This is a genomic window from Oceanimonas aquatica (assembly GCF_030732065.1).
GTDB lineage: Bacteria > Pseudomonadota > Gammaproteobacteria > Enterobacterales > Aeromonadaceae > Oceanimonas.
The window spans coordinates 52761-79677 of sequence record NZ_JAVBHX010000001.1 but is presented as its reverse complement, the minus strand read 5'-3'; the positions used below and the strand labels follow the sequence as shown (position 1 = coordinate 79677).

Sequence of the window (26917 nt, the reverse complement as noted above, 5' to 3'; positions counted from 1 at the left end):
GACAGGCACCGCGTTTGAAGGCGAAGGACTTCAGCACCGAGTTCATCCGGCAGGGCCAGTGCCGCGCCCCGAAGGCCGAAGGGTTCTTGTCGCGGAACACTGAAATGAAAAAAGCCCTGAGCGTTGACTCAGGGCTTCTTGAAATTGGCGGAGCGGACGGGACTCGAACCCGCGACCCCCGGCGTGACAGGCCGGTATTCTAACCAACTGAACTACCGCTCCGGTGCTTGGCTTTCGCTTCAAGCGGAACGAATAATATGACCGGCCGGTATTGGCGTCAAGAGTAAAATGATCATTTCATTCCTTTCGGTCATTTTTTATGCTCAATGCTCCAAAAAGCCGATTTTTCGTTCATCGTCGTCGCCGGCGCCACCACCACAGCCCTCCCCCGGCAGATACCAGAGCCAGCCCGGCCAGACCCGCCCACAGTGGCCAGCCCCGCCCTTCCTTCGCCGTCACCTGGTCCGGTGCCTGGGTTACTTCCGGCAGCGGTGGCACGACCCGCACCACCTGTTCATTCAGTTGCAGCTGGATCTCCCGGTCATCCACGGTCGTGGCATAGGCCCGCCCTTGCCAGCGATAGTTGCCCGGCTGGCGCGCCGGTGGCAGTTCGATATGCCGCCCCTGACCGGAAATGGCCAGGGTCTGCTCCAGCGGATTAATCAGCTCGCCCGTCACCGTCAGGCTGTCGGTGTCGATGTTGCTGTCGGCATCCAGTTCAATGCGCCAGCGTCGCTGGGAGTCGGGGGTGGTAAAGCGGGCACGCACCGGCATGGGGTACAGAGTGATATTGCGTTCGGCATAACGGGCCAGCACGCCGTTCGACACCTCGGCCTGAAACAAGTAGCTGCCGGGCAGGGCCTCAAATACCACTTCGGCGGTCATGTTGCCGTCGCCCGGAACCGGGTCCAGCCCGGTGCCGTCATCCACAAACTCGCCCAGGGGCAACGGCGCCCGGTTAAAGGGATCCGCTTGCTGCGCCTCGGCCCGGGAATACAACTGGGCCGTCAGCCCCAGGCCGTCGAGATAATAATTGGCATCCAGGGTGGTATTACCGTGGAGCAGTTGCCCGTGCAGCCGAATGACCTCGTTCTGGTACAGTTTGGCCGGCAGCTCATCGAGCTCGAGACGGAACACGCTGAGCAGGGTAATGCCATGCTCGCCGGCAATTTTGCCGGTGGCCTGCCAGGGGCCCGGCTCCGGCTGCCACAGGGTGATCACGTCCCGGGTGGGCGTGGACGCCCAGCTGATGGTATCGGGATGGCGCTGGTAATAATACTTGCTGCCATCGGGCCGGATCAGTACCACCGGAATCGAGGGTCCTTCACGCTCGATAAACAGGGTCACTTCCCGAATGGACGGATCGATGCGAAAGGTATTACCCAGCCAGCGGGCATGCTGCTCTTCGGCATGGGCGAACATGACCGGCAGCAGCGCCAGCATCGGCAAAATACGCAGCATCATGGGCGCCACAGGCAGCTGCCCCCCTTTTTTTCGATCAGATCGAGCCGGCTTTCATGGGCCTCCAGCTCGGCGCCCAGCGCGAGGATCACTTTAAGTGGCGCCCGCCCGGCCGCCAGCCGGCGCAGTTCGCCGCCGTTGCCGCTTTGCTGGCTGCCTTCGGCCTGCAGGTTCAGCTTGGTCTGGCCGCCGGTCATCAGCAGGTAAACATCGGCCAGGATCTCGGCATCGAGCAAGGCCCCGTGCAGGGTACGATGGCTGTTGTCGATGCCGTAGCGGTCGCAGAGCACATCCAGGTTGTTGCGCTTGCCCGGATAGAGCTGGCGGGCCAGGGCCAGGGTATCGGTTACCTTGCACAACTCGGCCATGCGCTCGGGGCGGCCCAGCAGCTCCATTTCATAGTCGAGAAAGCCCACGTCAAAGGGAGCGTTGTGGGCCACCATTTCGGCGCCACGAATAAAGTCGAGAAATTCGTCGACATGAACGGAAAACTCGGGCTTGTCGGCGAGAAATTCATCGGTAATGCCGTGAACGCGAATGGCCTCTTCGTCCACCAGCCGGTCCGGCTTGAGGTAAAGGTGCAGGTGCCGACCGGTCAGCCGCCGGTTGACCACTTCCACACAGCCGATCTCGATCACCCTGTGCCCCATGTAATGAGGGCCGGTGTCCATATTCATGCCCGTGGTCTCGGTATCGAGCACCACCTGTCGCTGATAGCCAGATTCGGTGATCACTGTGTTTTTCCTCCACAAATTCGGCGGCCAGTATATCGCCTGCGCCGGCCGATGATAAGGCCCGCTGCGCTGGCTCCTTCCCCGTTGCCTGTGGCAGACTGCGCCCTTTCACAGAATTTACCGAACGGGCAACACCATGAAACAGGTTCAGCTATTTACCGACGGCTCCTGCCTCGGCAACCCGGGCCCCGGCGGCTACGGCGCCGTGCTTATCTACAAGCAGCACCGCAAGGAGCTCAGCGGCGGCTACCGGCTGACCACCAACAACCGCATGGAACTGATGGCCGCCATCAAGGGGCTGGAAACCCTCAGCCACGACTGTGCGGTAGAGCTGACCACCGACAGCCAGTATGTGCGCCAGGGCATTACCCAGTGGATCAAGGGCTGGAAGCGGAATAACTGGCGTACCGCCGCCAAAACGGCGGTGAAAAACGCGGATTTGTGGCAGCAGCTGGACGAACTCTGCCAGCGCCACAGGGTGCAGTGGCACTGGGTGCGCGGCCATACCGGCCATCCGGAAAACGAACGCTGTGACGACCTGGCCCGGGAAGCGGCCATGGATTCCGGCAATCATCAAGAAGACGAAGGTTATTCCCGCTGACGGGCCATTTCCGGCCGGGCCACCGGCGCCGCCACCCGCTGACGCTCGCGCACAGGAGTCAGCGGAAACCGGCGCTTGCGCGCCAGCACGATATACACCGCCGCCGGTGACGGACAAAAATGCGGGCAACGCTGCCGCTGCCAGCGATCCAGCCAGGGCATGAAATTGGTAAAACCGATGTAATCCCGCTCGATCACCTCAAATCCCAGCAATTTCAGCCAGTCTTCCACCCGGGCCGGTGCCAGCATATGGCGCCAGCCCGGCAACCGCTTGCGCCAGCCCGGCAACCAGCGGGCCCAGGCCGCACTGCCGTAAGGGTTAAAGCCGGTGAGCACCAGCCAGCCGTCATCCCGCAATACCACTTCGGTTTCCCGCAAAATGGCATGAGGGTGTTCGCTGTAGTCGAGCACATGGGCCAGCAGGCAGGCATCCAGGCTGCCCGGAGCAAAGGGCATGGCAGTGGCGTCCCCCAGCAGATCCGTGCCTTCCTGTTCATGCCGGGTCATCACCACTCCCTGGCGCAGCCGGCTGCCGTCCAGCGACAGGGCCGCGCTCAGGGCATCCACCTTGAGCAGGGTAAAGCCGAACAGGCCCGGCGCCCAGGCGTCCAGGCGCTGCTGCAATTGCTCGGCGATATGCTTGCCCCGGGGCAGCGCATGCCAGCCGGACGGGGCTGGTGGGGGCATCTTGCTGGCTGTGGTCATGATCCCTCTGGTAAACTTTGGCATTCTGCTCATGCCAAGGATGTGATCAACGATGAACGCTATTTCGCTTCGTGCCTTTAACGATAACTATATCTGGCTGATTGGCAATGGCCGTCAGGCCGCCGTGGTCGATCCGGGCGAGGCCGCTCCGGTCACGGCCGCCCTGGCCGAACGTGATCTTGAGCTGACCGCCATTCTCATTACCCATCATCATCACGACCATACCGGCGGCGTGCGCGAGCTGCTGGCCGCCTGGCCCGATGCCGCGGTATATGCCCCCGCCGACGAGCGCCTGCCTGCGCCCGGCGCCATTGCCCTGTACGACGGCGACCCGGTGTCGCTGCCGGCGCTCGGGCTTGAACTGACGGTGCTGTCGATACCGGGCCACACCCGCGGCCACATCGCCTATGTTGGCAACGGCATGCTGTTTTGCGGCGACACCCTGTTTTCCGGCGGCTGTGGCCGGCTGTTTGAGGGCACGCCCGAGCAGATGCACCATTCCCTCGAGCGCCTGGCCGCCCTGCCCGACGACACCCAGGTATATTGTGCCCACGAATACACGCTGTCGAACCTGGCGTTCTGCCATGCCGTGGAACCCGATAACCCAGCGCTGTTGAACTACATGAAACAAGCGGCCAAATTACGCCAGCAGGACGTGCCCACGCTGCCATCTACCATTGGCCGCGAAAAAGCCATCAATGTGTTCCTGCGCACCGGCGAGCCGGCGGTGCGGGCCGCCGCTCAGCAACAGGCGATGGAGGAGTTAAACGAAGACTGTCAAGTGTTCGCCGCACTTCGGCGCTGGAAAGACCATTTTTAACGAACTTGATTAAACTGCTCACAAAGCATACACTGGCCGCCGTTTTTTAGAGAAGCAGACACGATGATAAGACTTTGCCTTTTATCCGGTGCCTTGCTCCTGGCTGGCTGCCAGGCGGTATCGACCGATTCGGCGCGCCAGACCCATGGTCACCAGAACCGCGCCGAAGAGCAGACAAGCCAGCCGTATTACTCCAAATCCAGTGATTACGCTTCGCGCAAGGCCGCCGGCCGCGACAGCCGTCATTCGTCCGATGAAGGCCCGGAACAGCGCAAGGCCGACGCCCGCCAGCAGGATATGTGGCAGGCCATTGCCGACGACATGACGCTGGATATTCCGGCCGACCACCCCCGTGTGGTGGCTCAGCGCAAGTGGTACCTGAAACAGCCCGGATATATGCGCGCCGTTACCGAGCGCGCCAGACCGTTTCTCTATCTCATCAAGGAAGAGATAGAAAAGCGGGACATGCCCATGGAGCTGGTGTTGCTGCCGGTGGTGGAAAGCACCTTTGATCCCAAGGCCTACTCCCACAGCCATGCCGCCGGCATCTGGCAGATGCTGAAAGGCACCGGCAAGAACTTTGGCCTGCATTACGACAGCTGGTACGACGGCCGCTATGACATCATGGCCTCGACCGATGCGGCCCTCGATTATCTGGAGTACCTGCACAAGTTCTTTGACGGCAACTGGACCCACGCCCTGGCCGCCTATAACTCGGGTGAAGGCCGGGTACAGCGGGCCATTCGCGCCAACCGTCGCCACGGCAAGCCCACCGACTTCTGGTCGCTGTCGCTGCCCAAGGAAACCCAGAACTACGTGCCCAAGCTGATGGCCCTGGCCGACATTCTCAAGCAGCCCGGCCATTACGGCATGGACGTGCCCGTACTGCCCAACCGTCCTCAGGTGGCGGCGGTGACCGTGGAAGGTCAGGTCGATCTGAACATGGCGGCAGATCTGGCCGGCGTCAGCCGCAGCCAGCTTCGGGAGCTGAACCCGGCGTTCAAGCACACCGCCACGTCGCCGCTGATCGATACCGAGATCCTGGTACCGGTGCGCCACGCCGAAACCTTTGAGCTGGCCATGGCCGATCTGCCCGCGGAAGAACGCATGAGTTACCAGCGCTACCGGGTCAAGGGCGGCGACAGCCTGGGCGTGATCGCCCGTCGCCATGGCACGCATATCGTGGCGCTTAAGCAGGCCAACAACCTGCGCGGCAACACCATTCGCATTGGCCAGACCCTGCTGGTGCCCACTTCCGCTGCGCCGGCGCCCGCTCGCGCCAGCACTCAGCAAAGCACCTACCGGGTGCGGGCCGGCGATTCGCTGTCGGTGATCGCCAGCCGTTTCAGCGTCAGCATTGCCGATCTGCTGCGCTGGAACCGGCTCAGCAACAAGCACATGCTGCGCGCCGGCCAGAAGCTGATTGTAGCCGCCAATTCCGGTTGATTAACCACACGTTAAATGCAAAAGGGAGCCTTTTCGGCTCCCTTTTTTGTTCTGTGGTGCGGCGGTTATCAGTCGCGTCCTTTTACTTCACGGGGGCGTCCGTTCTCGTCGATAGCCACGTACACGAACTCGGCGCCGGCCACCGGGTAACGCGGGCCGCTTTCCGGCGTTAATACCGGCTTGACCCAGACCTCCACCTTGATGGTAATGGAGGTGCGGCCTACCTTCACCAGCTCGCCATAACAGCAGATGACATCACCCACCTGCACCGGACGGGCGAACACCATTTTATCCACGGCCACGGTGCACACCCGGCCAAAGGCTATTTCATTGGCCAGCAGGCTGCCGCCCAGATCCATCTGCGACATGATCCAGCCACCGAAAATATCGCCGTTGGCATTGGTGTCGGCCGGCATGGCCATGGTACGCAGCAGCAGGTCTCCGCAAGGGCTTTGTGGTTCGCTCATGGTTACAATTCTCTTCTTTCAAACCGAAGCCGGCATCATAGTCCGCCTTGTGGCCCCCCGCAATCGTCACTCAGCCTTGCGGCCGGCGCGCCGCGAGCCAGTCAAACCAGTCGGTGACCGAATAGTCCATATTCAGCCAGCGGCTCAGGGCGCTGCCATCAATGGTCTTGCCCTCGCCGCCCCCGCCGAACTCGGGCGGTGCCAGCCCCTGCAGGCGCGCCGCTTCACCGTAAAAATCGCACCGGCTGGGGTGATGAGGCGCGCTGACGTTAAGCACATAGGGCCAGTCATCCCGTTCCAGCACAGCGGGAATAAAGCGCAGCAGATCCTCCAGTGCCACCAGGTTGACCGGCTCATCACCGCCGTCAAAACGCCGGCCGGAAAGAAACCGCCCCGGCTCCCGGTTGCCGCCCACCAGCCCCGACAGGCGCAAAATCAGCACCCGCTCGGCACCGCAGGCCTGCACTGCCCGCTCGGCGGCCAGCATGCGCTCGCCGCGAGGGCCATCGGGGCCGGCATCGGCCTCGGTTTTGCTGCCTACTCCGGCATACACGGAAGTGGCACTGGTAAAGATCACCCGCGTCACGCCCCCGGCCACCGCCAGCCGGGCCAGGGCCCCCAGCGTATCGGCATAAGCGTCAAGCTTGCCCGGCGGCACACACAGCAGCAGAGTGCCGGCCTTCAGCCGCTCCGGCCAGTGTGACGGCAGTGGTGCGTTAAAGTCCCAAAGCTGGGTGGCCATGCCGGCACGCTCAAGCCGTTCCACCTTGTCGGCCTGGCGGCTGGTGCCGCTTACCCGCCAGCCTTGCTCCAGCAGGGTTTGTGCCAGCGGCTCGCCCAGCCAGCCCAGGCCAAGAATGGCCAGGCTGCGATCAATAGACATAATCCAGCTCCTGCGGCGTGATAAAGGTCTTTTTCTGTCCCAGCATATCCTGGTATATCACCGAATAAGCCAGCACGTTCTGTACGTATCCCCGGGTTTCCCGGTAGGGAATGTTTTCCACCCACACATCCAGTGGGCGACTGGCACTTTGCTCCAGCCAGCGGTTAATGCGGCCGGGGCCGGCGTTGTAGGCGGCAATGGCCGGAATGCGGTTGCCCTGATAGCGCTCCAGCAGCTCCTTGAAGTAACTGGAGCCAAGTTGCACATTCACCTCGGGACGGTAAACGTCGCTGGTCCGCTGATAATCACGGATGCCGTGCTTGCGCGCGGTTTCCCGGGCGGTGGCCGGCATCAGCTGCATCAGGCCGCCAGCGCCCACCGGCGAGCGGGCCTGCTCGTAAAAGGCACTTTCCTGTCGGGCAATGGCAAAGAGCGTGGACTCGTCGAGATCCAGCTTGTTGGCCTGGCCGCGAAACACCTGTTCGTATACCACGGGAAAACGCAGTTCCAGCTGATCCCAGGCCCGGGCGCGAATGCTGGCCAGAATCGACTTGTCGTGCCAGCCCTGCTTCAGCGCCAGGGCGCCCAGCGCCAGCTGATCCGCTTCACCCACGCTGCCCAGCAGGTGATACCACTCGCTGCGGGCCGCCGCCTTGTTGCCCAGCGCCAGCCACTCCGCTACCCGGGCCAGCCCCGGCCAGCGCGTTAGGGCCTGCTGCCAGTCGGGTGCCGCCGGAGGAGCCTGGCGATTGAGGGAAAACGGCCGCTGGCTGCGCTGGGCGGCGAGAAAACCATAATATTCCCGCTCGCCGGCGGCCCTGGCCCAGGCCGCATCCGCTTCTTTCTGCTTTCCGGTACTTGCCAGCGCGCGGCCACGCCAGTATTGCCAGCGGCTGGTATTCTGCTCATCCGCCGGCAGCCGGTCTATCCAGGCCACCAGATGACCCCAGTCCTGCTCCCAGATGGCCAGACGGGCGCGCAGCTCAAACAGCGCATCGGTACCTATCTCGGGCAGGCGCTTGTCCAGCCAGCCCCGATACTCCTTGGTGCGGTTGAACATCAGCCGCCGGGCCAGGCTGCGCTCCACCTCGGCCACCTGCAATGAGGTCAGGCCGGGAGCACGCTGATAACGCGGATACAGGGTCATGGCCAGGCCCGGATCCCGGTCGGCCAACCGCACCAGCGCCATTGCCATGGCGGCCTGGTGGCGGGGGTTGGACGAGCTGAAACCTTCACCGTCGGCCAGCAGGGCGGGATTGCGATCCAGGCTCACCAGCAGGTCGCCGCTCTCGCGGGCCTTGCCACCAAGCAAACCGGACAGGTACTTGAGCAGGCCGCTCTGGCCGGACTCGTAGGCCAGCAGCATGCGCTGCCATACCTGCTCGTCATTCAGACCGCCCCGCGTCTTCCAGGCCTCAAACAGGGGATCACAGGCATCGGGACGGGAGCGGCCATGCAGCCACAGCCGCTCGGCGCCTTTCATGGCTTCGGCCTTGTCGCCGGTGGCCCATTTGGCCCGGTAGTGAGCACATTGCAGCTCGGCGCTGTTGGGCAGCTCGGGGTAAAGAGAAAGAAACTCCCGCCAGCGCTGCTCCCGAGCGAGACGAAACAAAAAACGGCGCTCCAGCCGGTTGGCCAGCGGCGTGTCGGCATAGCGGCGCATAAAATCGCGCACATCACCGGTGCCGAGCTCATTCAGTCGCTTCGACAGCGCTTCATAGTCCAGATAAGGCACCAGCGGATAGGTGTCGAGCCCTTGCCTCAGCTGGCGGTATTCGCCGGTTTTACCCTGAGCCAGGGCCTGCTCCGCCAGGCGATACTGCTCCCGCTGCGGCGATGCCTGGGCGCTCAGCCCCAGACTCAGTAACAAGACTCCCAATCCTACCCGTTTGAACACGTTGCTCTCTCCCGCGACGATATAATGACGCTATCGTAAGAAATGCCGGCAGAGCTGCCAATGGCGAGCGCAAAATTCTTTTAAAGTACAGGACAAGCGGAGTCGTTAAGCACCAAATTTTGTCCTCAATCACAGTTACCGTCTTCCTCCCGTGCCCGCCCCCTTTACTTGATCCAGCTCACGATACCAATTTACAAAGGGAGTAATCTGAAACCGTAAAGCAGAGACAACAACCAAGGGGGTCCCTTATGTCCATTGCCATTACCAGCCATGTTATCGACATCACTCCCGCGATTCGTGAACGGATTGAAAGTCGCTTCGAGAAGCTCAACCGGCGCCAGATCGCCCTGATTAACCCCCAGGTCGTGATCCAGAAGGAAGGTCTTAACTATCAGGTGGAAGCCAGTGCCGGCCTGCCCGGTGAAACCCTGTTCGCCCAGGCAGAAGACGACAACCTGTACGCCGCCATCAACGATCTGGGCCACAAGCTGGAACGCCAGCTGACCCGCTACGCGGAAAAACCCCTGGCCCAGCGTACCCAGACCGCCCAGCCGGTGCTGGAAGAAGAAGAGTAACCTTGCTCCCCATCCTTTCTGCAAAGCGGCCATTCGGCCGCTTTTTTTTACCGTTAACCGCCAAAAAGCCGGGAAAACGCTTGCCAGCACCGCCGCTTTTCAGTATTTCTATGGGTTGCGTTAATCAAGAGTCATAAAGCATGCCGGTACATCTGTTTTTCTTTCGCTTCTTTTTTGCATCCTGAATCCGGGAGGCGAGGGTCTGGCGAGAAACAAGCGAAAGACGAACAGCCAAGCCTCCCACCGGGAGGCTTTTTTTATTCACGCGCAGTCTGGCGAGGAAGGAAGCCCTATTCATGAACCTGGACGAGATACGAAGCAAGATCACCCGCCTGGACCGGGAGCTGCTCAGCCTGCTGGCCCAGCGCAAGGCCCTGAGCCTGGACGTGGCCCGCTCGAAACTGGAAAACCCGCGCCCCATTCGCGATCAGGAGCGGGAGCAGGCACTGCTGGTGGAGCTGGTCAATCAGGGCCGGCAACTCGGCCTCGACGCCCACTTTGTGACCCGCATCTTTCAAACCGTTATCGAGGATTCGGTGCTGTCCCAGCAGGCACTGCTGCAGGATCTGCTTAACCCTCAGGACAGCGTTCCCGCCATCAGCGTGGCCTTTCTCGGGCTCAAGGGCTCCTACTCCAACATGGCGGCGCGCAAATACCTGTCCCGTTATCAGGCGCCGCTTGTCGAGCACAACTGCGATACCTTTCAGCAGATCTTCGACACAGTAGAATCGGGCCAGGCCCAGTACGGCATTCTGCCCATTGAAAACACCAGCTCCGGCTCCATCAACGATGTCTTCGATCTGATGCAGCACACCAGCCTGTCCATTGTGGGCGAGCTGACCCAGCCCATTGAGCACTGCCTGCTGGTGGCCACCGATACCCGCGTTGAGAACATCAAGACCCTCTATACCCACTCTCAGCCCTACCAGCAGTGCTCCCAGTACCTGGAGCGCCTGGGCAAGCTGGAAGTGAAGTTCTGCGCAGCCTCGTCCAATGCCATGGAGCAGGTCGCCAAACTGAACCGCCCCGACGTGGCCGCCCTGGGCAGTGCCGACGGCGGCGCGCTGCACGGCCTCACTCCGCTGGTGGAAGGCCTGGCCAACCAGAAGCAGAACATGACCCGCTTTATCGTGGTGGCCCGCAAGCCCATAGAGGTGGCCGGGCAGATCCCCGCCAAGACCAGCTTTATTATGTCTACCGGCCAGCAGAGCGGTGCCCTGGTGGAAGCCCTGCTAGTGCTGCGCAGTCATGGCATTACCATGACCAGGCTGGAATCCCGCCCCATTATCGGCAATCCCTGGGAAGAAATGTTCTATGTGGATGTGGCCGCCAACGTCAACAGCGAGGCCATGCAAGCCGCCATGAAGGAGCTGGGCCGTATTACCCGCTTTATCAAGGTGCTGGGCTGCTACCCCAGCGCCGAGGTGGCGCCCACCCGCATACCGGCACGGCTGCTGAACCAGGCCCAGAGCGATGAGCGCACCGAGCCGGTGCGTTACAGCCGTCATTACAAGGCCGACAACACCCAGGTACAGGTGGGCCCCTTTACCCTGGGCGGCGACGAGCCGCTGCTGATCGCCGAGCTGGCGGGCTGGCCCGATGAGGCCCGGCTGCAGGAAGCCGCCCGCCGCATCAAGGAGCAGGGCGGCCAGGTTCTGGCCCTGGACTGCTTCACCGGCGTCACGCCGGAGCAGGGCCTGGCACGGCTGCAGCAGTTGCGCACCACCGCCGCCCGCTTTGATCTGGCGGCCATGACCCGGGTCGGCAATGCCGAACAGGTACACAGGGCCGCCGAGTCGGTGGACTTGTTATTGCTGGGTACCGATGCCGCCGGCAATGAAGAGCTGGTGAGCGCTGCCGGCCGCTGTACCCGGCCGCTGCTGCTGGAGCTGGCCGGCGAGCCCGAGAACAGCCTGCGCCTGGCCCAGCACATTCTGCATCAGGGCAACCAGCAGCTGGCGTTGCTGGACACCCAGGCGCTGCCCCTGGCGCGCCTGCTGGAGCTGGGCAGCCAGACCCACCTGCCGCTGGTCAGCCGGCTCAGTGGCGATACCGCCGCCCTGCCCCGCCTGGGCGAGGCGCTCAATGCCGCCGGCGTCAGCGGCTTCTGCCTGACCCTGAGCGACGACGACACCGCCCTGGAGCAACTGGCTCACAGCCTGTATCGCGACTGAGCCAGGCTCGGCCAGAACGCAAAAAGCCCGGCCAGTTGGCCGGGCTTTTTATTGTCCGTCATGCCGGATTTGATCCGGCATTTCGTACCTGCGCGCCGCGTCAGTCCGCGTGATGACGGCTGTCGTTGGCCTGGGCCAGCAGCAGTCGACTTTCCTTGAGGAAGGTGTCGGCATAGTCGCCGAAAAACGCGCTCACGGTTTCAAACTGGTTCACAAAGGCCTCACGCTGACCACTTTCCAGCTGATCCAGCAGCTCGCCGAAACGCCCATGGTAGCGACGGATCATCGCCAGGTTGCGGGGTGACGACAAAATGATGTCGGCGTACAGCGCCGGATCCTGGGCGAACAGCCGCCCCACCATGGCCAGCTCCAGCCGGTAAATGGGCGAGCTCAGGCGCAGCAGCTGGGCCAGATCGGCACCCTCGGCACACAAATGCGCCCCATAGGCAAAGCTGGTGAAGTGACGCAGCGCCTGCACCAGACTCATGGCCTCATCATGCTCCTCGGCGGGCACCGCCTGCAGCCGGGCGCCCCAGATGCGAATTTGTGCCAGCAGCCATTCATACTGGTCGGCACCGCGGCCCTCGCAATGAATGATCACCTGCTTGGCCAGGCTGGACACATCGGGGCCAAACATGGGGTGCAAACCCAGCACCGGGCCGGCATGGGCCTTGAGCATGGCCGCTACCGGCTCGCTCTTGATGCTGGTCAGATCCACCAGCAAACAGTCTTGCGGCAGGGCCGGTAGGCGCTCGATCACCGCCACCGTCTGATCGATGGGCACGGCGATCATCACCAGGCCGGCATCGGCAAGCAGGGTATCGGCCCGCTCCCAGTCGTCCTTTTCCAGCACCTCAACCCGGTAACCGGACAGGGTCAGCTGGTGGGCAAACAGACCGCCAAGCTGGCCGCCGCCGCCGACCACTACCGCCTTGCGCAGATCCGGGTTAACGCACTTGAAGCCGGTATCCTTTTCGCTGGCGTAGGACTCGCGCATAAAGCGGCGCAGTACGTCTTCAATCAGATCCGGCGGCACGCCCCGGGCCTCAGCCTCGGCCCGGCGACTGGCCAGCATGGCCGCTTCCCGGTCGGGAGCGTAAATGGGCACGCCGTTGCGGCTCTTCACTTCGCCCACGCCGGCCACCAGTTTCAGTCGTCTGGCAAACAGCTCTACCAGCTGCTGATCGACTTCATCGATTTGATCCCGCAGGACCTTGAGTTCATCTACCATTGATTCCATCCCAGAATGAAGGCGCCGGACCACTCAAGGCCCGGCGCCTTTGCATTATGCCTGTTACTGGCCGCGACTGACAATCACGGCTCAGCCCACCCGAGCCTTAAGGGCGTCAGCCAGTTGCTGATGGCAATTCGCCAGCAGCTCGGCGGTGGTATCCCAGCCGATACAGGCGTCGGTAATAGAGACACCGTACTGCATGTCACCAACCGGCTGCTCGCTGGACTGATTGCCCTCGAACAGGTGGGATTCCAGCATAATGCCGAGAATGGACTGATTGCCTTCCTGGATCTGATGCACCACGTTTTCGGTTACCAGCGGCTGCAGACTGTAGTCCTTGTTGGAGTTGCCGTGACTGCAGTCCACCACCAGCCGCGGGCTCAGGCCGGCGCCGGTCATGGCCTTTTCCGCCAGGGCGATGTTCACCGAATCGTAGTTGGGGTGCTTGCCGCCGCGCAGGATCACGTGGCCGTCCGGGTTACCCTGAGTCACCAGCAGCGCCACCTGACCTTCCTGGTTGATGCCCATAAAGGCATGGGGCTCGGCCGCCGCCTTCATGGCGTTGATGGCGGTGCCCAGGTTGCCGTCGGTGCCGTTCTTGAAGCCCACCGGCATCGACAGGCCGGAGGCCATTTCCCGATGGGTCTGGGATTCGGTGGTACGGGCGCCGATGGCCGACCAGGAGAACAGCTCGGCCAGGTATTGCGGGCTGATGGGATCCAGCGCTTCGGTGGCCAGGGGCAGTTCCAGCTCCGCCAGCCAGCACAGCAGCTCGCGCGCCTTGTGCAAACCCAGCTCAATGTCAAAGCTGCCGTCGAGGTGAGGATCGTTGATAAAGCCTTTCCATCCCACGGTCGTGCGCGGCTTTTCAAAATAGACGCGCATTACGATATAAAGGCTGTCACGGTATTCATCATGCAGTTTTTTGAGGCGGGTTGCGTACTCTTTGGCTGCGTCGATATCGTGAATGGAGCAGGGTCCGCAGATCACCAGCAGGCGGTGATCCTTGCGATGAACAATATCGGAAATGGTCTGGCGGGCCTGGCCGATGTAATCCAGCGCCTTCTGCGAGATGGGCAGCTTGGCCTTGAGCTCCGCCGGGGTGATCATCACCTTCTCGGATTGAATATGAATATTGTTCAATGTGTCTTTCTGCATGATGACATCCTCACTGTAAACTTTTTCTTACAACCAAATAAAAAGAAAAGGCCACTGTTGTTTGACTTATGACTATTTCTCTTTTACGCAACCACCTTCACCTTACCAAGGCTGACCGGGCTTGCAAAGCCTGGAAGGTTGCAAAAGGCCGTTATTTTGGAGAATGTCGCTTTAATGCGCAGAAAAGAGCCGCAAGCGGGTCAACTCTATAATGAAAAGAACCAAGGAGCCTGCATGGCCATGAGCGAGCATGAATACCGGGAGCTGGTCGCCGCCCTGCGGCGTATTCTGGATCATTACGGCGTTGATTACCGGCAAAGCCCGCCGTCCTACGATTACGATACCCTGTACGATCACCAGTGCCGGCTGATCCTGGCCGAGGTGGCCGCCAGCTGGGAGCAGCATTACGGTTATCGCCCCAGCCCGGGCGCCATGCAGAAGGCCCTGTTTGCCGCCGAGCACAGCAGGGCGTTTTCGCCGCCCTGGTACAAACGCTGGTGGCAGCGCTGGCAGCGCCGAGACTGACGTAAGGGAGGAGATGTCAGGGGAGAGGTGTCACCACAGCTCTCCCCTCCCCCTTCACTCCTGACAGAAATTAGCCGTCGATTTCTTCCATAAAGGCTTCAAGCTCTTCATCGGAGGCAGGCTCGAATTCCTTGCCGATCTTGGTGTCCTGATATTGCAGGTACAGATCCTTGGTCAGACCATAAGGATCGAGGGAGTTGTCGATAATGGCTTCCCGCTCTATCAGCTCACTGCGCTGATAGAGGCCGTCCATCACCCACTTGCCGGTACGCATGGCAAAGGTCATGACATCGTAGGGAAAATACAGGCTGTCCACCATGTCGCCGGAGAGCTGGCGCAGGGTGGTGGGGCCCATCAGCGGGATCATCAGGAAGGGACCGTCGCCCACGCCCATCTGCCCCAGTACCTGACTGAAGTCCTTGGATTTGGGGTCGAACGAAAACCTGCTGGCCACGTCGAAATAACCCAGCACCCCGACAGTGCTGTTCACGCCAAAGCGCACCAGGTTATTGCCGGCCCCCGGCAGGTCGCCGGTCACCAGGTGGTTCACGAAACTGGCCGGCTCTTCCAGGTTGAGCACCACGTTCTGAATGCCCACCCGCACCGGACGCGACACATAATCCGCATAGGCGTGAGCCGCCGGACGCACCACGTAAGGATCCGCGATGTCGTAGTTAATCACCCAGCTGGCCCGGTTCACCGGCTCAAAAGGATCGCGGGAGTCGGCCGCGGTGGATTTGGCGTAGTCCGCCGGAACGGACGGTGAAAACGGATCGTTAACCCGCTCCTGCTCCACGCCCTGGTGTGCCGCACAGCCGGTCAGCAGAATGCCGGCAGCGGGCATCAGCACTCTATGCCACATCATCAGTCGCTCATTTGTTGTTGTTATCGAAAGTTCAAGTCTACCGAGGGCCGGCCATCACGGCCAGCCGCAATTTACAAAGGCGTGTCGATCAGCACACTCAGCTGGCTGTCTTCATCGGTGGCGAGCTTGCCGCTGCGCCCTTCCCAGGCATCGGTGGCATCGGTCACATTGCCGCTCGGCGCTATGCGCGCCTTGATGATCACCGCCTCACGGCTGCTCAGGTTATTCTCCGGCACCATGGCATCGGCGTTCGACAGGGTAATGCTCATGGGAAAGGCCGGCTGCTCAATGCGCCGGGCCGCCAGGGGCATTTCACCACCGTTGGCATCCACCGCGAACACAAACAGCACGGCCCCCGGGTGATAGGGCACACTGCTTGCGGTGTTGATCTCCACCTGATAGCGGGGCCCGGTCACCGGTGCCTGCTCGCTGCCGGACAGCTGCTGCTCGGCAAAGGCAATGGAGCGCTGCACCATGGCGTAGCGCGGATTGTCGGTGGGCATGATCTCCAGCATCTGCTGCCAGCGGGCGATGGCCAGCTGATAGTCGCTCTGCTGCAGCGCCATAAAGGCAAACACCGACCAGGCTTCCAAGTTACCGGGCTGACGGGTGAGCACGTCCCGCACCAGCCGCTCGGCACGCAGGCTTTCGCCGGTCATGGCCAGGGCTTCGGCGTAGGGCACCCGCACCGCGTCGGGCTCGTCGGTCAGGGTCATGGCTTTTTCCAGGGCGTCGCGGGCGGTTTCGCCATCGCGCAGCTCCAGCGCCAGTCGGCCCAGCAGCAACCAGCCGCGATAGTCGTCGCCGTCCTGATGCAGGCGGGTGCGCAGGGCCAGTATCAGCTCGCGCACGTCCTGATCGGTGACGGTGTCGTCGGGCTGGATCAGCACATGACGGGACAGCTCGGGCAGTGCCGCCGAGACCCGCTGCCATTCGTCCACCTGACGATATGCCCCCAGCTGCCAGTAGGTGCCGTAACTCACCAGCACCACCAGCGCCAGGGCGGAGAGCAGCACCAGCGGGCTGCGACCACGGCGGGCGGCAGGCTCGTCGCTGACCACGTCATCGAGCAGGCTTTTCTGCAGCTCCTGCTGCAGGGCGGCATCGTCTTCCAGCAGGCCCAGTTCGCTGTCCTGCTCCAGCTCTTTCAGACGCTGGCGATAAAGCCGGGTGTTCAGTTCGTTACGGCTCTGGCTCGACTCGGCGCGGCCGCGGGTCAGCGGCAGAATAATCACCAGTGCCAGCAGCGCCACCAGGGTGGCACTGAGGATCCAGAATACAGTCATGTCAGCTCTCTTTGTTCTTGTTCAGCAGGCGATCGAGGCGTTGTTTTTCCTCGTCGCTGAGGGCCTCATCGGCGGAGGTTGCCGGCTTTTTTCGCGTACGTACCAGCACTACCATGACGCCGATCATCAGCACCAGTACCGGGCCGGCCCAGAGGATCAGGGTGGACGCCATCACCGGCGGCTTGTAGAGAATGAAATTGCCGTAGCGGGCCACCATGTAGTCGACCACCTCACTCTTGCTGCTGCCGTCCTGCAGCATCTGGTAGGTCTTTTCCCGCAGATCCTTGGCAAGCTCCGCATTGGAGTCGGCAATGTCCTGGTTCTGACACTTGGGGCAGCGCAGCTCCCGCAGCAACTCGCGGAATACTTCTTCTTGCTTGGGATCGTCAAACTCGTATACGTCAATGGCCGCCTGGGCCAGGGGCAGCCACAGCAGGGCCGCCAGCATCAGCACGCGCAACATGGCTTACTCCATTTGCTCGAAAATGGGCTTCAGGGTCTGGGTCCACACCTGTTCATTCACATCCCCCACATGGCGATAGCGAATGACCCCCTTGCTGTCGATAAGAAAGGTCTCGGGGGCGCCGTACACGCCCAGATCCAGCCCCAGCATGCCGCGCGGGTCGTACAGATCGATGGCATAGGGGTTACCCAGGTTGCTGAGCCAGCGCAGGGCCTTTTCCCGCTCGTCCTTGTAGTTCATGCCAATGATATAAACGCCTTCCTTTGCCTTCAGCTCATTCAGGTATTCATGTTCGGCATAGCAGGTGGGGCACCAGGTGGCCCAGACGTTCAGCAGCATGGGCTTGCCGGTAAAAATGGCCTTGTCGTGCTGCTTGTCCGGGTCGTGCAAATCCTGCAGGGTGAACTCGGGAATCGGCTGATCGATCAGCACCGACTCGAGTTTGGTGGGGTCGGAAAACAACCCCTTGTACAGGAACACGCTGGCCGCCAGAAACAGCACCAGCGGAATGGACAGGATCAGAATACGGCGGTTCATTGGGCCTCCACGGCTTGCTTGCGACCAAAACGGTAGCGCTTATCGGCAATGGCAATGGCGCCGCCAATGGCCATCAGCAGGCCACCCAGCCAGATCCAGCGAACAAAGGGCTTGTAGTACAGCCGCACCGCCCAGGCGCCGTCGTCCAGCTCTTCACCCAGAGCGGCATAGAGATCCCGGGTAAAGCCGGCATCGATGGCGGCCTCGGTCATGGACATGCGCTGCACCAGATACATGCGCTTTTCGGCACGAAGCTCGGTCAGCGGCCGGCCGTTTTTGGCCACGCTGATCACGCCTTTGAAGCCGTCGTAGTTGGGGCCATCGGCCTCGCGAATGCCGTCAAAGGTGAAGGTGTAATCGGCAAAGGTGACGGTGTCGCCCTTGCTCATGCGCACGTCCCGCTCGATGCTGTAGAGCTGGGTGCAGCTGACGCCCACTATGGTCACCGCCAGGCCAATGTGCCCCAGGATCATGGCCCAGTGGCTGTTGCCGAGCTTGCGCACGCCGGTAAAGAATGAATGACGATGCGTGGCCCGGGTCCAGGTTTCCTGCAGGCTGGTAATGGCGATAAACACACCCAGGCCAATGCCCACGGCCGCCCAGGGCTCAAAATGATCCGAGAACAGCACCGGCAGGCCAATCCCCAGCACAATGCTCAGCACCAGTGCCAGCAACAGCTTGCCGCTGACTTCCTTCATGGGCTGACGGCGCCAGCGGAACAGCGGGCCGGCGCCCAGCAGCAGGGCAAAGGGAATGATCAGCCAGGCGTACAGGCTGTTAAAGAAGGGCGCACCGATACTGATGCTGCCCAGCCCCAGTTCCTTGTGCACCAGGGGTAGCAGGGTTCCGATTAGCACCACCACCAGACCGGCCATCAGCACGATATTGTTGCCCAGCAGCAGGCTTTCCCGGCTGGCCAGCTCATGCTTGCCGTGGCTGCGCACCTCGGCGCCCTTGATGGCATACAGCAGCAGCGACGAGCCCACTACCAGCAGCAGGAAGATCAGCACAAACAGGCCCCGGGTGGGATCGGAGGCAAAGGCGTGCACCGACACCAGCACCCCGGAGCGCACCAGGAAGGTACCCAGCAGGCTGAGGGAGAACGCCATTATCGCCAGCAGTACCGTCCAGGCCTTGAAGCTGGCGCGTTTTTCGGTCACCGCCAGGGAGTGGATCAGGGCGGTGCCCGCCAGCCAGGGCATGAATGAGGCGTTTTCTACCGGATCCCAGAACCACCAGCCGCCCCAGCCCAGCTCGTAATAGGCCCACCAGGAGCCCAGCGCAATGCCGAGGGTCAGAAAAATCCAGGCGGCCATGGTCCAGGGCCGGGACCAGCGGGCCCAGGCGGCATCCAGCTTGCCGGTCATCAGTGAGGCGATGGCAAAGGCAAAGGCCACCGAGAAGCCCACATAGCCCATATAGAGCATGGGCGGGTGGAAAATCAGCCCCGGATCCTGCAGCAGCGGGTTCAGGTCCCGGCCGTCCACCGGAAAGAACGGCAGTGTGCGTTCAAAGGGGTTGGAGGTAAAGAGTACAAACAGCAAAAAGCCGATAGCGATCATGCCCATCACGCTCAGCACCCGGGCCACCGCGTCCAGCGGCAGCGCCCGGCTGAAGCGAGCCACGGCGGCGGTCCAGCCGGCGAGGATCAGTACCCACAGCAGCAGCGAGCCCTCATGGGCGCCCCACACCGCCGAGATGCGGTAGGCCAGCGGCAGCAGACTGTTGGAGTTGGACGCCACATAGAGCACGGTAAAGTCGTGCTCCACAAAGGCCCAGGCCAGACACAGAAACGACACCAGCAAAAAGCCGAACTGGGCATAGGCCAGCGGCCGGGCCAGCAGCATCATGGCGGTGTTGCCACGAATGGCCCCGGTCAGCGGATAAATGCTCAGCACCAGGGCGCAGGCCAGGGCCAGCACCAGGGTGAATTGTCCAAGCTCGGGGATCATAGGTTGCTACCCTTCAGCTGTGCCTCCGTGTATTCGGGTTTGAAGTGCTCCATTCCCTTGAGCGCTTCCGCCACCTCCGGTGGCATGTATTCTTCATCGTGCTTGGCCAGCACTTCAAAGGCGTCTATGGTGCGGGCGTCCGCCAGGGTACCCTGAGCCACAATGCCCTGTCCTTCCCGGAACAGATCCGGCAGTATGCCGTCAAAGCGTACCGTGACCTGCTCACCGCCGGCATCCACCAGCCCGAAGCTGACCTTGAGGCTTTGCTGATCCCGCGCCACCGAGCCCGGCACCACCAGACCACCGATGCGCAGGCGCTGGCCCACTTCCGGCTTGATATGGTCTTCCCCCTTGCCCTGCACCAGCTCGGTGGGGGTATAGAAGAGGTCGATGTTTTGCTGCAGGGCGTAAAGCACCAGGCCAATCATTACCGACAGCCCGGCCACCACGGCCAGCAGCAGGGTCATTCGCTTTTTACGTCTGGGATTCATAGGGTGTTCTCCAACTTGCGGGCGGCCTCGCGTCGGGCGGCCCGGGCCTGTTTTTGGCTGACCTCGCGCAGCAAGCGTTTTTTTGTTGTTATGGTGGCCACCACCAGCCCCAGCAGGGCCAGCAGGGTCACGGCAAAGGACAGCCAGACGTAAAAGCCGTAGCCACCCATGGCCAGAAAGGCAGACCAGCTATCAAACTTCATTCTGTTTCTCCGCCATTTTCAGTACCCAGGGACGATGGGACTCGCGCCGTATCAGCTCGTTGCGCAGCCGCATCAGGGTGACCGCACCGAGAAAGCAGATAAAGGCAAAAATCATGATCAGCAGCGGCCAGAGCATGTCATTGGAAATGGACGGCCGGTCAAACTTGGTGATGGTGGCGCCCTGGTGCAGGGTGTTCCACCACTCCACCGAGTAGTGAATGATGGGCAGGTTAATCACCCCCACCAGCGCCAGAATACCGGCGGCACGGCCGGCCAGCACCTTGTCGGAGATGGCGTTATACAGGGCGATGACACCGAGATAGAGGAACAGCAAAATCAGCTCGGAGGTCAGGCGGGCGTCCCACACCCACCAGGTGCCCCACATGGGCTTGCCCCAGGCGGCACCGGTAAACAGGGCGATAAAGGTAAATACCGCGCCCACCGGGGCGATGGCCGACACCGCCATGTCGGCGGTTTTTATCTGCCACACCAGGCCGATAAAGGCGGCAATGGCCATGGAGGAATAGGCCCCCATCGACATAATGGCGGCAGGCACGTGAATGTAGATGATGCGAAAGGCGTCACCCTGCTGATAATCGGCGGGCGCGAACGCCAGCCCCCAGGCCAGTCCTATTGCAAAGGAGACCAGGCTGAACACGGCAAACCAGGGCAGCCACAGGCCGGCAATTCGGTAGGCTTCTTCCGATTTGGCGTAAGGGTGTAACCATTTCCACATCTTGCTCAAAGACCTTTTGTATACTACGCATTGTTCGGGCGGGCTTAAGATACCCCAAATCCGCCCCCTTTAGAAACCTTTGCCGACTCAGACAGCGCCAGCCGAATCTAGTTCACGCTAACCCGCAACGCCGCCGCAATGGCAAAGGGCGCCAGGGTCACACTGCCCGCCAGCATGGCGCCCAGTATTGCCAGCTGACCGCTGTAGGGCAGCCCCAGGCCGGCGGTTTCAATGGCCGAGGTGGCGAAGATCAGCACCGGAATATACAGCGGCAGGGTCAGCAGGCTGAGCAGCACACCGCCCTTGCCGATGCCCACGGTCAGGGCCACGCCAATGGCGCCCAGCAGGCTGAGAATGGGCGTTCCCAGCAACAGGGTCCAGAACATGCCGGCAAACCCGCTCATGTCCATGCTCAGCAGCACCGCCACCAGGGGCGACAGCAGCAGCAGTGGCAAGCCGGTCAGCAACCAGTGCGCCAGCACCTTGGCCAGCACCACTACCCCCAAAGGACAGGGCATCAGCATCATTTGTTCCAGGGTGCCGTCAATAAAGTCGTCCCGGAACAGCCGCTCCAGCGCCAGCAAAGAGGCCAGCAGCGCCGCCACCCAGACGATGCCGGGGGCGATGCGCGCCAGCAGCGCCGGCTCCGGCCCCACGCCCAGGGGAAACAGGGTAATGACGATGACGAAAAACCACAGCGGGTTGAGAATGTCGGCGCGCCGGCGCAGGGCGCTGACCAGCTCCCGGCGTACCACGCCGGTAAAGGTATGCATCATGGGGTGACCTCCCGGGGCGGCGCCAGATGAAGAATGCGCGCCCGGTCGGCGCAGAGATTGAGATCCTGATGGGTGGTGATCAGCACCATGCCGCCGGCATCGGTGTGCTCGAGAAAGAGCCGCTCCAGCACCTTGACGCCGTGCTTGTCGATGGCGGTAAAGGGCTCGTCGAGGATCCACAGTTTGGGGCCGCCCAGCCACAGCCGAGCCAGGGCCACCCGGCGTTTCTGCCCGGCGGAGAGCTGGCCGGCATATTGCTCTTCCAGCCCCGCCAGTCCCACCTGGGCCAGCACGTCCCACAGATTGGCCTGACTGTTCTGATGGTGCATGCGGCGAAAGAAGGCCAGGTTTTCATAGGCGGTGAGTTCGTGCTTGATGCCCGCCTGGTGGCCCAGATAGAAGAGTTCCTGGTGATAACCATCGCGGCAGTGCTCGATGTTTTCTCCCTGCCAGCACACTTCGCCGCCATAGGGCCGGGACAGGCCCGCCAGCAACCGCAGCAAACTGGTTTTGCCGGCGCCGTTGGGGCCGGCGATCTGCACCAGCTCACCGGGCGAGACGGTCAGCGACAGCTCGCTGAACAGGGTGCGTTCCTCGCGAACGCAGGTCAGGGCGTTGGCTTCAAGCATAGGTAAGCATTCGGACCATTGAAAAATGGCCGCCAGTCTAGCACAAGGCGCCGGCGCAGACTTGCCCCTTGGGGCCATGAAGCTGAATTAACGGGGGTTTATTGCGCTGGAACAAACATCGGTAATGGAGCGCGGGCAGCTTGCCCGCAACTTGGCGCGAAGCGGCAACCCTGCAAAAAGCGCCCTAGCGGACGCTAATGCAGGCTGGCAGCCTGCGCTCCAGGGGTTACCGTTGCCGGTGCAGCGACAGCAGCAGCTCGGCTTCGGCCCGGGGCATTTCGCACTCGGCCATGATCTCCTCGATGTCGGCGCCCAGCTGTACCATGCGGGCGGCGCGGCTGTAGAGCTTGCTCTGGGGATCCTTGAGCGCCAGCTCCTGCTGTTGCTCGCGCAGACTCACCTGCTGGCGGCCCAGCTCGGTGAGTTTTTTGCCCAGGCCAATGTTGGCTGCCTGCAGCTCTTCGAGCTGTTTGCGGTAGCTGTCACGGCTGCGGGCCAGTTCGCGCATCAGGGTGCTCATGGCCTCCAGCTTGCGCTGGCTGCGGCGCCACATCATCCAGGCAATGCCCATGGCGGCCATGGCCAGGACCAGTGCCAGCACCGCCAGGATCAGTGCGGTTTCGCCGATCATCAGAGCTGGCTCAGCTCTTCCCACTCGTCGTCGGACAACAGCTTGTCGAGATCCACCAGGATCAGCAGCTCGCTTTCCCGGTTGCACACGCCCTGAATGAAACGCGCACTTTCGCTGGTGCCCACATTGGGCGCACTCTCGATTTCCGACGACTTGAGGTAAACCACCTCGGCCACGCTGTCCACCAGAATGCCGATGACCTGCTTTTCCGCTTCGATAATGACGATACGGGTGTTGTCACTGACCTCGGCGGGATGCAGGCCAAAACGCAGCCGGGTGTCGAGCACGGTCACCACGTTGCCACGCAGGTTGATGATGCCCAGCACATAGTCCGGGGCACCGGGTACCGGGGCAATATCGCTGTAGCGCAGTACCTCCTGCACCTGCATCACGTTGATGCCATAGGTTTCGTTGTCGAGGCGAAAGGTCACCCACTGCAACACTTCGTCTTCAGCCAGATTTTCCGCTACATTGCGATGATTGCTCATACACTCACCCTTATGTCTCTCAGACCCGTTGTCCGTCGATATTTTTGCCCTGCTCCAGCAATGCAATCAATGCATCAACGTGCAGCAGAGCGCACATTTTTTCTTTTACCATGCCCGCCAGCCAGGGGCGTGAGCCGGGCGTGGTACGCCATTTCACCTGCTCCCGGGTAAGCTGGGCAGTGCCCTTGAGCTGGTGGCACGACAGCCCCCAGTGGCTCTCCCCCAGGGTCACCACATACTGGTATTCCTCGTCCTGGGTATGGCCGGGCATGGCCCAGCGCGCCGTGTCCACCACACTGAGCTGCCGTTCCCGCTCGGTCATGATGCCGGCAAACCAGGCCGGCTTGCCGAACAGGCTGGTCAGCTTGGATATCTGATAAATGCCCCCCAGATGGGTGAGTGGCACCGCAAAGGTCATGCCCGCCACCTCGAAAAACAGCGCCTGAAAGCGTGGCTCGGTGTCCATGTTGCGCCAGGCCGGCTCGGCACTGACCTGTGTTTCAACCTGAGGCTCAACCTGCGTGTCAGCCTGGATCTCGGGCACCACCTCGGGGGTACTGACCTTTGGCGTCGCCTTTATCACCGGCTCGGCAAGCGGCGCCGGCCTTGCCATTACCTCCGGCTCCACCGCGGCGGCTTCTTCTTCCTTCAGCTCGGCCACGGTGGCCAGCAGGGATTCAAGTGCCCGGCGGCGCTCCTCTTCCTCGGGATCCGCATAGGCCACGGCCGGCCGTTCGGGCTCGGCCGCCGGCTGCGGCGCCGGATCTTCCAGCAGGGCATCAAAATAGTCGTCGAGAGCCGCAAACTGACGTTGATTCATAATGGCTGGTCTCCTCCGTCGAGACGCCACAAATAGCGCAGCAGGGTCTGGTAGGCATACACGCCCCGGCTGCCCTTGGCAAAATAGGATGGCGGCTCGTGGCGCAGACTGGCGTCACGAAACTTGGTGTCCACCGGGATCACCGCTGGCCACACCCGGTCGCCGTATTGGTCTTTCAGGCTGTCGAGGCTCTGTACCGAGGCCCGGGTGCGCTGATCATACATGGTCGGCACGACGGTGTAATTAAATCCGTTCTTGCGGGCCTTGTGCATCAGGCTGAAGGTACTGACCATGCGCTCCAGCCCCTTGAGCGCCAGAAATTCCGTCTGCACCGGCACCAGAATGCGGTCACAGGCGGCAAGGGCATTGACCATCATCACCCCCAGCACCGGCGGGCAGTCGATGATGGCCACATCGAATTGGTCTTTGACTTCCGCCAGCAAGCGCTTCAGCACCAGCCCCATGCCTTCCCGGGTACTGGAGGTACGCTCCAGGGTAGCCAGGGAAATGGATGCCGGCAGCAGGGTAATGCCGTCAAAACGGGTGGTCAGCGCCACGCTGTCGAACTCGGCACGGCCGGCGCCGGGGGTCTGAAACAGATCAAACAGGGTGCCGGCCAGGGTATCGGAGTTGTAATCCAGATAGGCGGTGAGCGAGCCGTGGGGATCGGTGTCGATCAGCAGTACCCGCTTGTTGCGCTGCGCCAGCAGCCCGGCCAGCGCCACCACGCTGGTGGTTTTGCCCACGCCGCCTTTCTGATTTGCTACTGTCCAGACTATCACGGGCTCATCCTGTCGTTGGTAATGCGAATGCCGCCACCCGGCAGCTCATACACGTTAAGGCCGCCGTTCTCGTCCGGCGGCAGAGTGCGGGCCGGCGCCGACACCTCGGGTGGCTGCCAGCGCCGGCTGGAAACCGCAATCTCCACCCGCCGGTTCAGCGACCGACTGTCGTCTCCCCTGCTCCGCGAAGCGGGCCGGTACTGGCCATAAGCTTCCAGCACCAGCCGCTGGGGAGCCACGCCGCCCTCTGCCAGCCGCTCCAGCACCACCCGGGCGCGCTCGGCGGAAAGCTGCCAGTTGGACACATACAATTCGTTGCTCACCGCGATATTGTCGGCAAAGCCGCGCACCCGCAAAAAATGGGTATCCTGCGCAAGCAGCGGCAGCAGGGCCGCAAACACCGCCTCGCTGTTGGCCCCGAGCAGGGCGCTGCCCTCGGCAAACAGCAGGCTGCCGTCCAGAGTCAGCACCAGCTCTTCCTCCCCCAGCTCTATGCTGGCGAGCCCGCGCTCGGTGAGCGGCGCCAGCCGATCACCGAGGCCCAGACGAAATTCATGCAGGCGGTTGGCGGAGAAAGTCGCCGCCGGCTGCTCGCTTACCGGCAGCGCCGGCTGGCCCTGACGCTTCAGGGCGCCTTGCCTGTCGGGGTGCATGCCCAGTTGTCCCAGCGCCTGCTGCACCCCTTCCACCACCGGCTGGCGCAGTTCGCTGCGCGAGGCATGCACCGCGTACAGCATCACAAACAGCGCAAACGCCAGTGTCATGTAATCGGCGTAGGACACCAGCCAGCGCTCGGTGTGCTGGTCGTGGTGCGCGGGCACCAGCGAACGCCGCCTCATTGCCGGCCTCCCTGAAACTGCCCCAGCTGCCGGCTGACCGACAGGCTGCCTTCGCCCCGGGCGATGGCCAGCAGGCCGATGGCGGTGAGCTCGCGGTAACGCAGCTCCAGCCGGTAAATGGCCCTGAGCCGGTTGGCCAGGGGCAACAGCAACAGGTTGGCCAGCCCCACACCATAGAGGGTAGCGACAAAGGCGACGGCAATGCCGCTGCCCAGCCGGGCCGGATCGTCCAGGTGCGACATGGCCTGGATCAGCCCCAGCACGGCGCCGATAATGCCGATGGTGGGGCTGTAGCCGCCCATGGCTTCAAACACCCGGGCTTCCAGCTCTTTCTGCTCCTCGATGCGCGCCAGCTCGTTGTCGAGCAACTGTTCCATCATCTGCGGCTCGGTGCCGTCCACCAGCCATTGCAGCCCCTGGCGGGTAAAGCCGTCGAGCTGATCGCTGTGCAGCCGCCCCTCCAGCGCCAGGAACCCGCCCTGACGCGCCTCGTGAGACCAGCGCAACAGGCGGGTACACTGCTCCTGAAAGGGCCAGACCCGCTGCGTAAACAGCGCACCCAGCGCGCGAATGGCGGCGCGAAACTGAAACCAGGGCGTCTGCAGCCAGACCGCGCCCAGGCTGCCGCCCAGCACGATCAGCAGGGCCGGGCCGTCCAGCAGTACCGACAGCTCACCGCCGTGCCACCACTGGGCCAGGGCAATGCAGGCAAGGGCGAGCAACAGGCCGGTCAGTGCCAT

The 26917-nt window shown here is 62.3% G+C and carries 29 protein-coding genes, 1 tRNA gene, 1 pseudogene and 1 other annotated feature; of the genes and pseudogenes, 6 read left to right on the top strand and 25 right to left on the bottom strand.

Features of this window, described 5'->3' with window-relative positions:
• Positions 1–145: 145 nt before the first annotated feature.
• The 3 genes from Q9290_RS00400 to dnaQ form a co-directional block, all read right to left on the bottom strand.
• A tRNA-Asp gene (locus Q9290_RS00400) sits at positions 146–222 on the bottom strand.
• 129 nt (positions 223–351) lie between these two features.
• Positions 352–1464 carry a choice-of-anchor X domain-containing protein gene (locus tag Q9290_RS00395; protein WP_306077660.1) on the bottom strand — a complete coding sequence of 371 codons (1113 nt, stop codon included), beginning with the start codon at positions 1462–1464 and terminating at the stop codon, positions 352–354.
• Positions 1461–2195, bottom strand: a complete 735-nt coding sequence (gene dnaQ, locus Q9290_RS00390) for a DNA polymerase III subunit epsilon (protein WP_306077659.1) — start codon at positions 2193–2195, stop codon at positions 1461–1463. Before dnaQ ends, Q9290_RS00395 begins: the two co-directional genes overlap by 4 nt.
• Before the next feature lie 136 nt (positions 2196–2331).
• On the opposite strand from dnaQ, the gene rnhA reads away from it, so the two are divergent.
• Complete coding sequence (rnhA, locus tag Q9290_RS00385; protein WP_306077658.1) at positions 2332–2796, top strand: ribonuclease HI; 465 nt, start codon at positions 2332–2334, stop codon at positions 2794–2796.
• Here the strand turns inward: rnhA and Q9290_RS00380 are convergent.
• Positions 2784–3500: a class I SAM-dependent methyltransferase gene (locus Q9290_RS00380; RefSeq protein ID WP_306077657.1), complete on the bottom strand. Its 717-nt coding sequence runs from the start codon at positions 3498–3500 to the stop codon at positions 2784–2786. The genes rnhA and Q9290_RS00380 overlap by 13 nt on opposite strands.
• A gap of 52 nt (positions 3501–3552) precedes the next feature.
• Between Q9290_RS00380 and gloB the strand changes: the two genes are divergently transcribed.
• A complete protein-coding gene (gloB, locus tag Q9290_RS00375) occupies positions 3553–4320 on the top strand; it encodes a hydroxyacylglutathione hydrolase (RefSeq protein WP_306077656.1) in 768 nt (255 codons plus the stop codon).
• 63 nt (positions 4321–4383) lie between these two features.
• Positions 4384–5766 (top strand): LysM peptidoglycan-binding domain-containing protein, encoded by a 1383-nt coding sequence (locus Q9290_RS00370; RefSeq protein WP_306077655.1) that lies wholly within the window; start codon positions 4384–4386, stop codon positions 5764–5766.
• Between the two features lie 68 nt (positions 5767–5834).
• Here Q9290_RS00370 and yciA read toward each other — a convergent pair whose 3' ends face one another.
• From yciA to Q9290_RS00355, 3 genes are all read right to left on the bottom strand, one after another.
• Positions 5835–6233, bottom strand: coding sequence for an acyl-CoA thioester hydrolase YciA (yciA, locus tag Q9290_RS00365; protein ID WP_306077654.1), 399 nt, complete (start codon positions 6231–6233; stop codon positions 5835–5837).
• Positions 6234–6303: 70 nt separating this feature from the next.
• A complete protein-coding gene (locus Q9290_RS00360; RefSeq protein ID WP_306077653.1) occupies positions 6304–7116 on the bottom strand; it encodes an NAD(P)-binding domain-containing protein in 813 nt (270 codons plus the stop codon).
• On the bottom strand, positions 7106–9013 hold the full coding sequence (locus Q9290_RS00355) for a transglycosylase SLT domain-containing protein (protein ID WP_306077652.1): 1908 nt from the start codon (positions 9011–9013) through the stop codon (positions 7106–7108). The genes Q9290_RS00360 and Q9290_RS00355 overlap by 11 nt, the downstream gene beginning before the upstream one ends.
• Positions 9014–9261: 248 nt before the next feature.
• On the opposite strand from Q9290_RS00355, the gene hpf reads away from it, so the two are divergent.
• Positions 9262–9588 carry a ribosome hibernation-promoting factor, HPF/YfiA family gene (hpf, locus tag Q9290_RS00350; RefSeq protein WP_306077651.1) on the top strand — a complete coding sequence of 109 codons (327 nt, stop codon included), beginning with the start codon at positions 9262–9264 and terminating at the stop codon, positions 9586–9588.
• A gap of 139 nt (positions 9589–9727) precedes the next feature.
• Positions 9728–9849 (top strand) — a sequence feature (Phe leader region).
• A 35-nt stretch (positions 9850–9884) separates the two neighbouring features.
• A pseudogene (locus Q9290_RS00345) lies at positions 9885–11045 on the top strand (chorismate mutase); the annotation flags it as partial.
• A gap of 817 nt (positions 11046–11862) precedes the next feature.
• Here the strand turns inward: Q9290_RS00345 and tyrA are convergent.
• Both tyrA and Q9290_RS00335 read right to left on the bottom strand, forming a co-directional pair.
• Positions 11863–12993 carry a bifunctional chorismate mutase/prephenate dehydrogenase gene (gene tyrA, locus Q9290_RS00340; RefSeq protein ID WP_306077650.1) on the bottom strand — a complete coding sequence of 377 codons (1131 nt, stop codon included), beginning with the start codon at positions 12991–12993 and terminating at the stop codon, positions 11863–11865.
• Positions 12994–13083: 90 nt separating this feature from the next.
• A complete protein-coding gene (locus tag Q9290_RS00335) occupies positions 13084–14154 on the bottom strand; it encodes a 3-deoxy-7-phosphoheptulonate synthase (protein ID WP_306077649.1) in 1071 nt (356 codons plus the stop codon).
• Positions 14155–14394: 240 nt separating this feature from the next.
• On the opposite strand from Q9290_RS00335, the gene Q9290_RS00330 reads away from it, so the two are divergent.
• Positions 14395–14679 carry a hypothetical protein gene (locus Q9290_RS00330; protein ID WP_306077648.1) on the top strand — a complete coding sequence of 95 codons (285 nt, stop codon included), beginning with the start codon at positions 14395–14397 and terminating at the stop codon, positions 14677–14679.
• Positions 14680–14749: 70 nt separating this feature from the next.
• On the opposite strand, the gene Q9290_RS00325 is transcribed toward Q9290_RS00330, so the two are convergent.
• From Q9290_RS00325 to Q9290_RS00250, 16 genes are all read right to left on the bottom strand, one after another.
• A complete protein-coding gene (locus tag Q9290_RS00325) occupies positions 14750–15541 on the bottom strand; it encodes an MlaA family lipoprotein (RefSeq protein WP_306078166.1) in 792 nt (263 codons plus the stop codon).
• A 74-nt stretch (positions 15542–15615) separates the two neighbouring features.
• A complete protein-coding gene (gene ccmI, locus Q9290_RS00320; RefSeq protein WP_306077647.1) occupies positions 15616–16830 on the bottom strand; it encodes a c-type cytochrome biogenesis protein CcmI in 1215 nt (404 codons plus the stop codon).
• A gap of 1 nt (position 16831) precedes the next feature.
• Complete coding sequence (locus Q9290_RS00315; RefSeq protein ID WP_306077646.1) at positions 16832–17293, bottom strand: cytochrome c-type biogenesis protein; 462 nt, start codon at positions 17291–17293, stop codon at positions 16832–16834.
• Between the two features lie 3 nt (positions 17294–17296).
• The gene (locus Q9290_RS00310; RefSeq protein WP_306077645.1) at positions 17297–17830 is read right to left on the bottom strand and encodes a DsbE family thiol:disulfide interchange protein; all 534 of its coding nucleotides are present in this window, start codon (positions 17828–17830) and stop codon (positions 17297–17299) included.
• A complete protein-coding gene (locus Q9290_RS00305; RefSeq protein WP_306077644.1) occupies positions 17827–19782 on the bottom strand; it encodes a heme lyase CcmF/NrfE family subunit in 1956 nt (651 codons plus the stop codon). The genes Q9290_RS00310 and Q9290_RS00305 overlap by 4 nt, the downstream gene beginning before the upstream one ends.
• Entirely contained in the window at positions 19779–20273 is a 495-nt protein-coding gene (gene ccmE / locus Q9290_RS00300; protein WP_306077643.1) for a cytochrome c maturation protein CcmE, read from the bottom strand. Before ccmE ends, Q9290_RS00305 begins: the two co-directional genes overlap by 4 nt.
• Positions 20270–20476 (bottom strand): heme exporter protein CcmD, encoded by a 207-nt coding sequence (ccmD, locus tag Q9290_RS00295; RefSeq protein ID WP_306077642.1) that lies wholly within the window; start codon positions 20474–20476, stop codon positions 20270–20272. Before ccmD ends, ccmE begins: the two co-directional genes overlap by 4 nt.
• Complete coding sequence (locus Q9290_RS00290) at positions 20466–21212, bottom strand: heme ABC transporter permease (protein ID WP_306077641.1); 747 nt, start codon at positions 21210–21212, stop codon at positions 20466–20468. Before Q9290_RS00290 ends, ccmD begins: the two co-directional genes overlap by 11 nt.
• A 107-nt stretch (positions 21213–21319) precedes the next feature.
• Positions 21320–21988, bottom strand: a complete 669-nt coding sequence (ccmB, locus tag Q9290_RS00285) for a heme exporter protein CcmB (RefSeq protein WP_306077640.1) — start codon at positions 21986–21988, stop codon at positions 21320–21322.
• The gene (gene ccmA / locus Q9290_RS00280) at positions 21985–22617 is read right to left on the bottom strand and encodes a cytochrome c biogenesis heme-transporting ATPase CcmA (RefSeq protein WP_306077639.1); all 633 of its coding nucleotides are present in this window, start codon (positions 22615–22617) and stop codon (positions 21985–21987) included. Before ccmA ends, ccmB begins: the two co-directional genes overlap by 4 nt.
• 226 nt (positions 22618–22843) lie before the next feature.
• The gene (locus Q9290_RS00275) at positions 22844–23248 is read right to left on the bottom strand and encodes a DUF2802 domain-containing protein (RefSeq protein WP_306077638.1); all 405 of its coding nucleotides are present in this window, start codon (positions 23246–23248) and stop codon (positions 22844–22846) included.
• On the bottom strand, positions 23248–23736 hold the full coding sequence (locus tag Q9290_RS00270; protein ID WP_306077637.1) for a chemotaxis protein CheW: 489 nt from the start codon (positions 23734–23736) through the stop codon (positions 23248–23250). The genes Q9290_RS00275 and Q9290_RS00270 overlap by 1 nt, the downstream gene beginning before the upstream one ends.
• 19 nt (positions 23737–23755) lie before the next feature.
• Positions 23756–24559 carry a chemotaxis protein CheW gene (locus Q9290_RS00265; RefSeq protein ID WP_462806080.1) on the bottom strand — a complete coding sequence of 268 codons (804 nt, stop codon included), beginning with the start codon at positions 24557–24559 and terminating at the stop codon, positions 23756–23758.
• A complete protein-coding gene (locus Q9290_RS00260; protein WP_306077635.1) occupies positions 24553–25338 on the bottom strand; it encodes a ParA family protein in 786 nt (261 codons plus the stop codon). The genes Q9290_RS00265 and Q9290_RS00260 overlap by 7 nt, the downstream gene beginning before the upstream one ends.
• Positions 25335–26177, bottom strand: a complete 843-nt coding sequence (locus Q9290_RS00255) for a flagellar motor protein MotB (protein ID WP_306077634.1) — start codon at positions 26175–26177, stop codon at positions 25335–25337. Before Q9290_RS00255 ends, Q9290_RS00260 begins: the two co-directional genes overlap by 4 nt.
• Positions 26174–26917: a flagellar motor protein gene (locus Q9290_RS00250; protein ID WP_306077633.1), complete on the bottom strand. Its 744-nt coding sequence runs from the start codon at positions 26915–26917 to the stop codon at positions 26174–26176. Before Q9290_RS00250 ends, Q9290_RS00255 begins: the two co-directional genes overlap by 4 nt.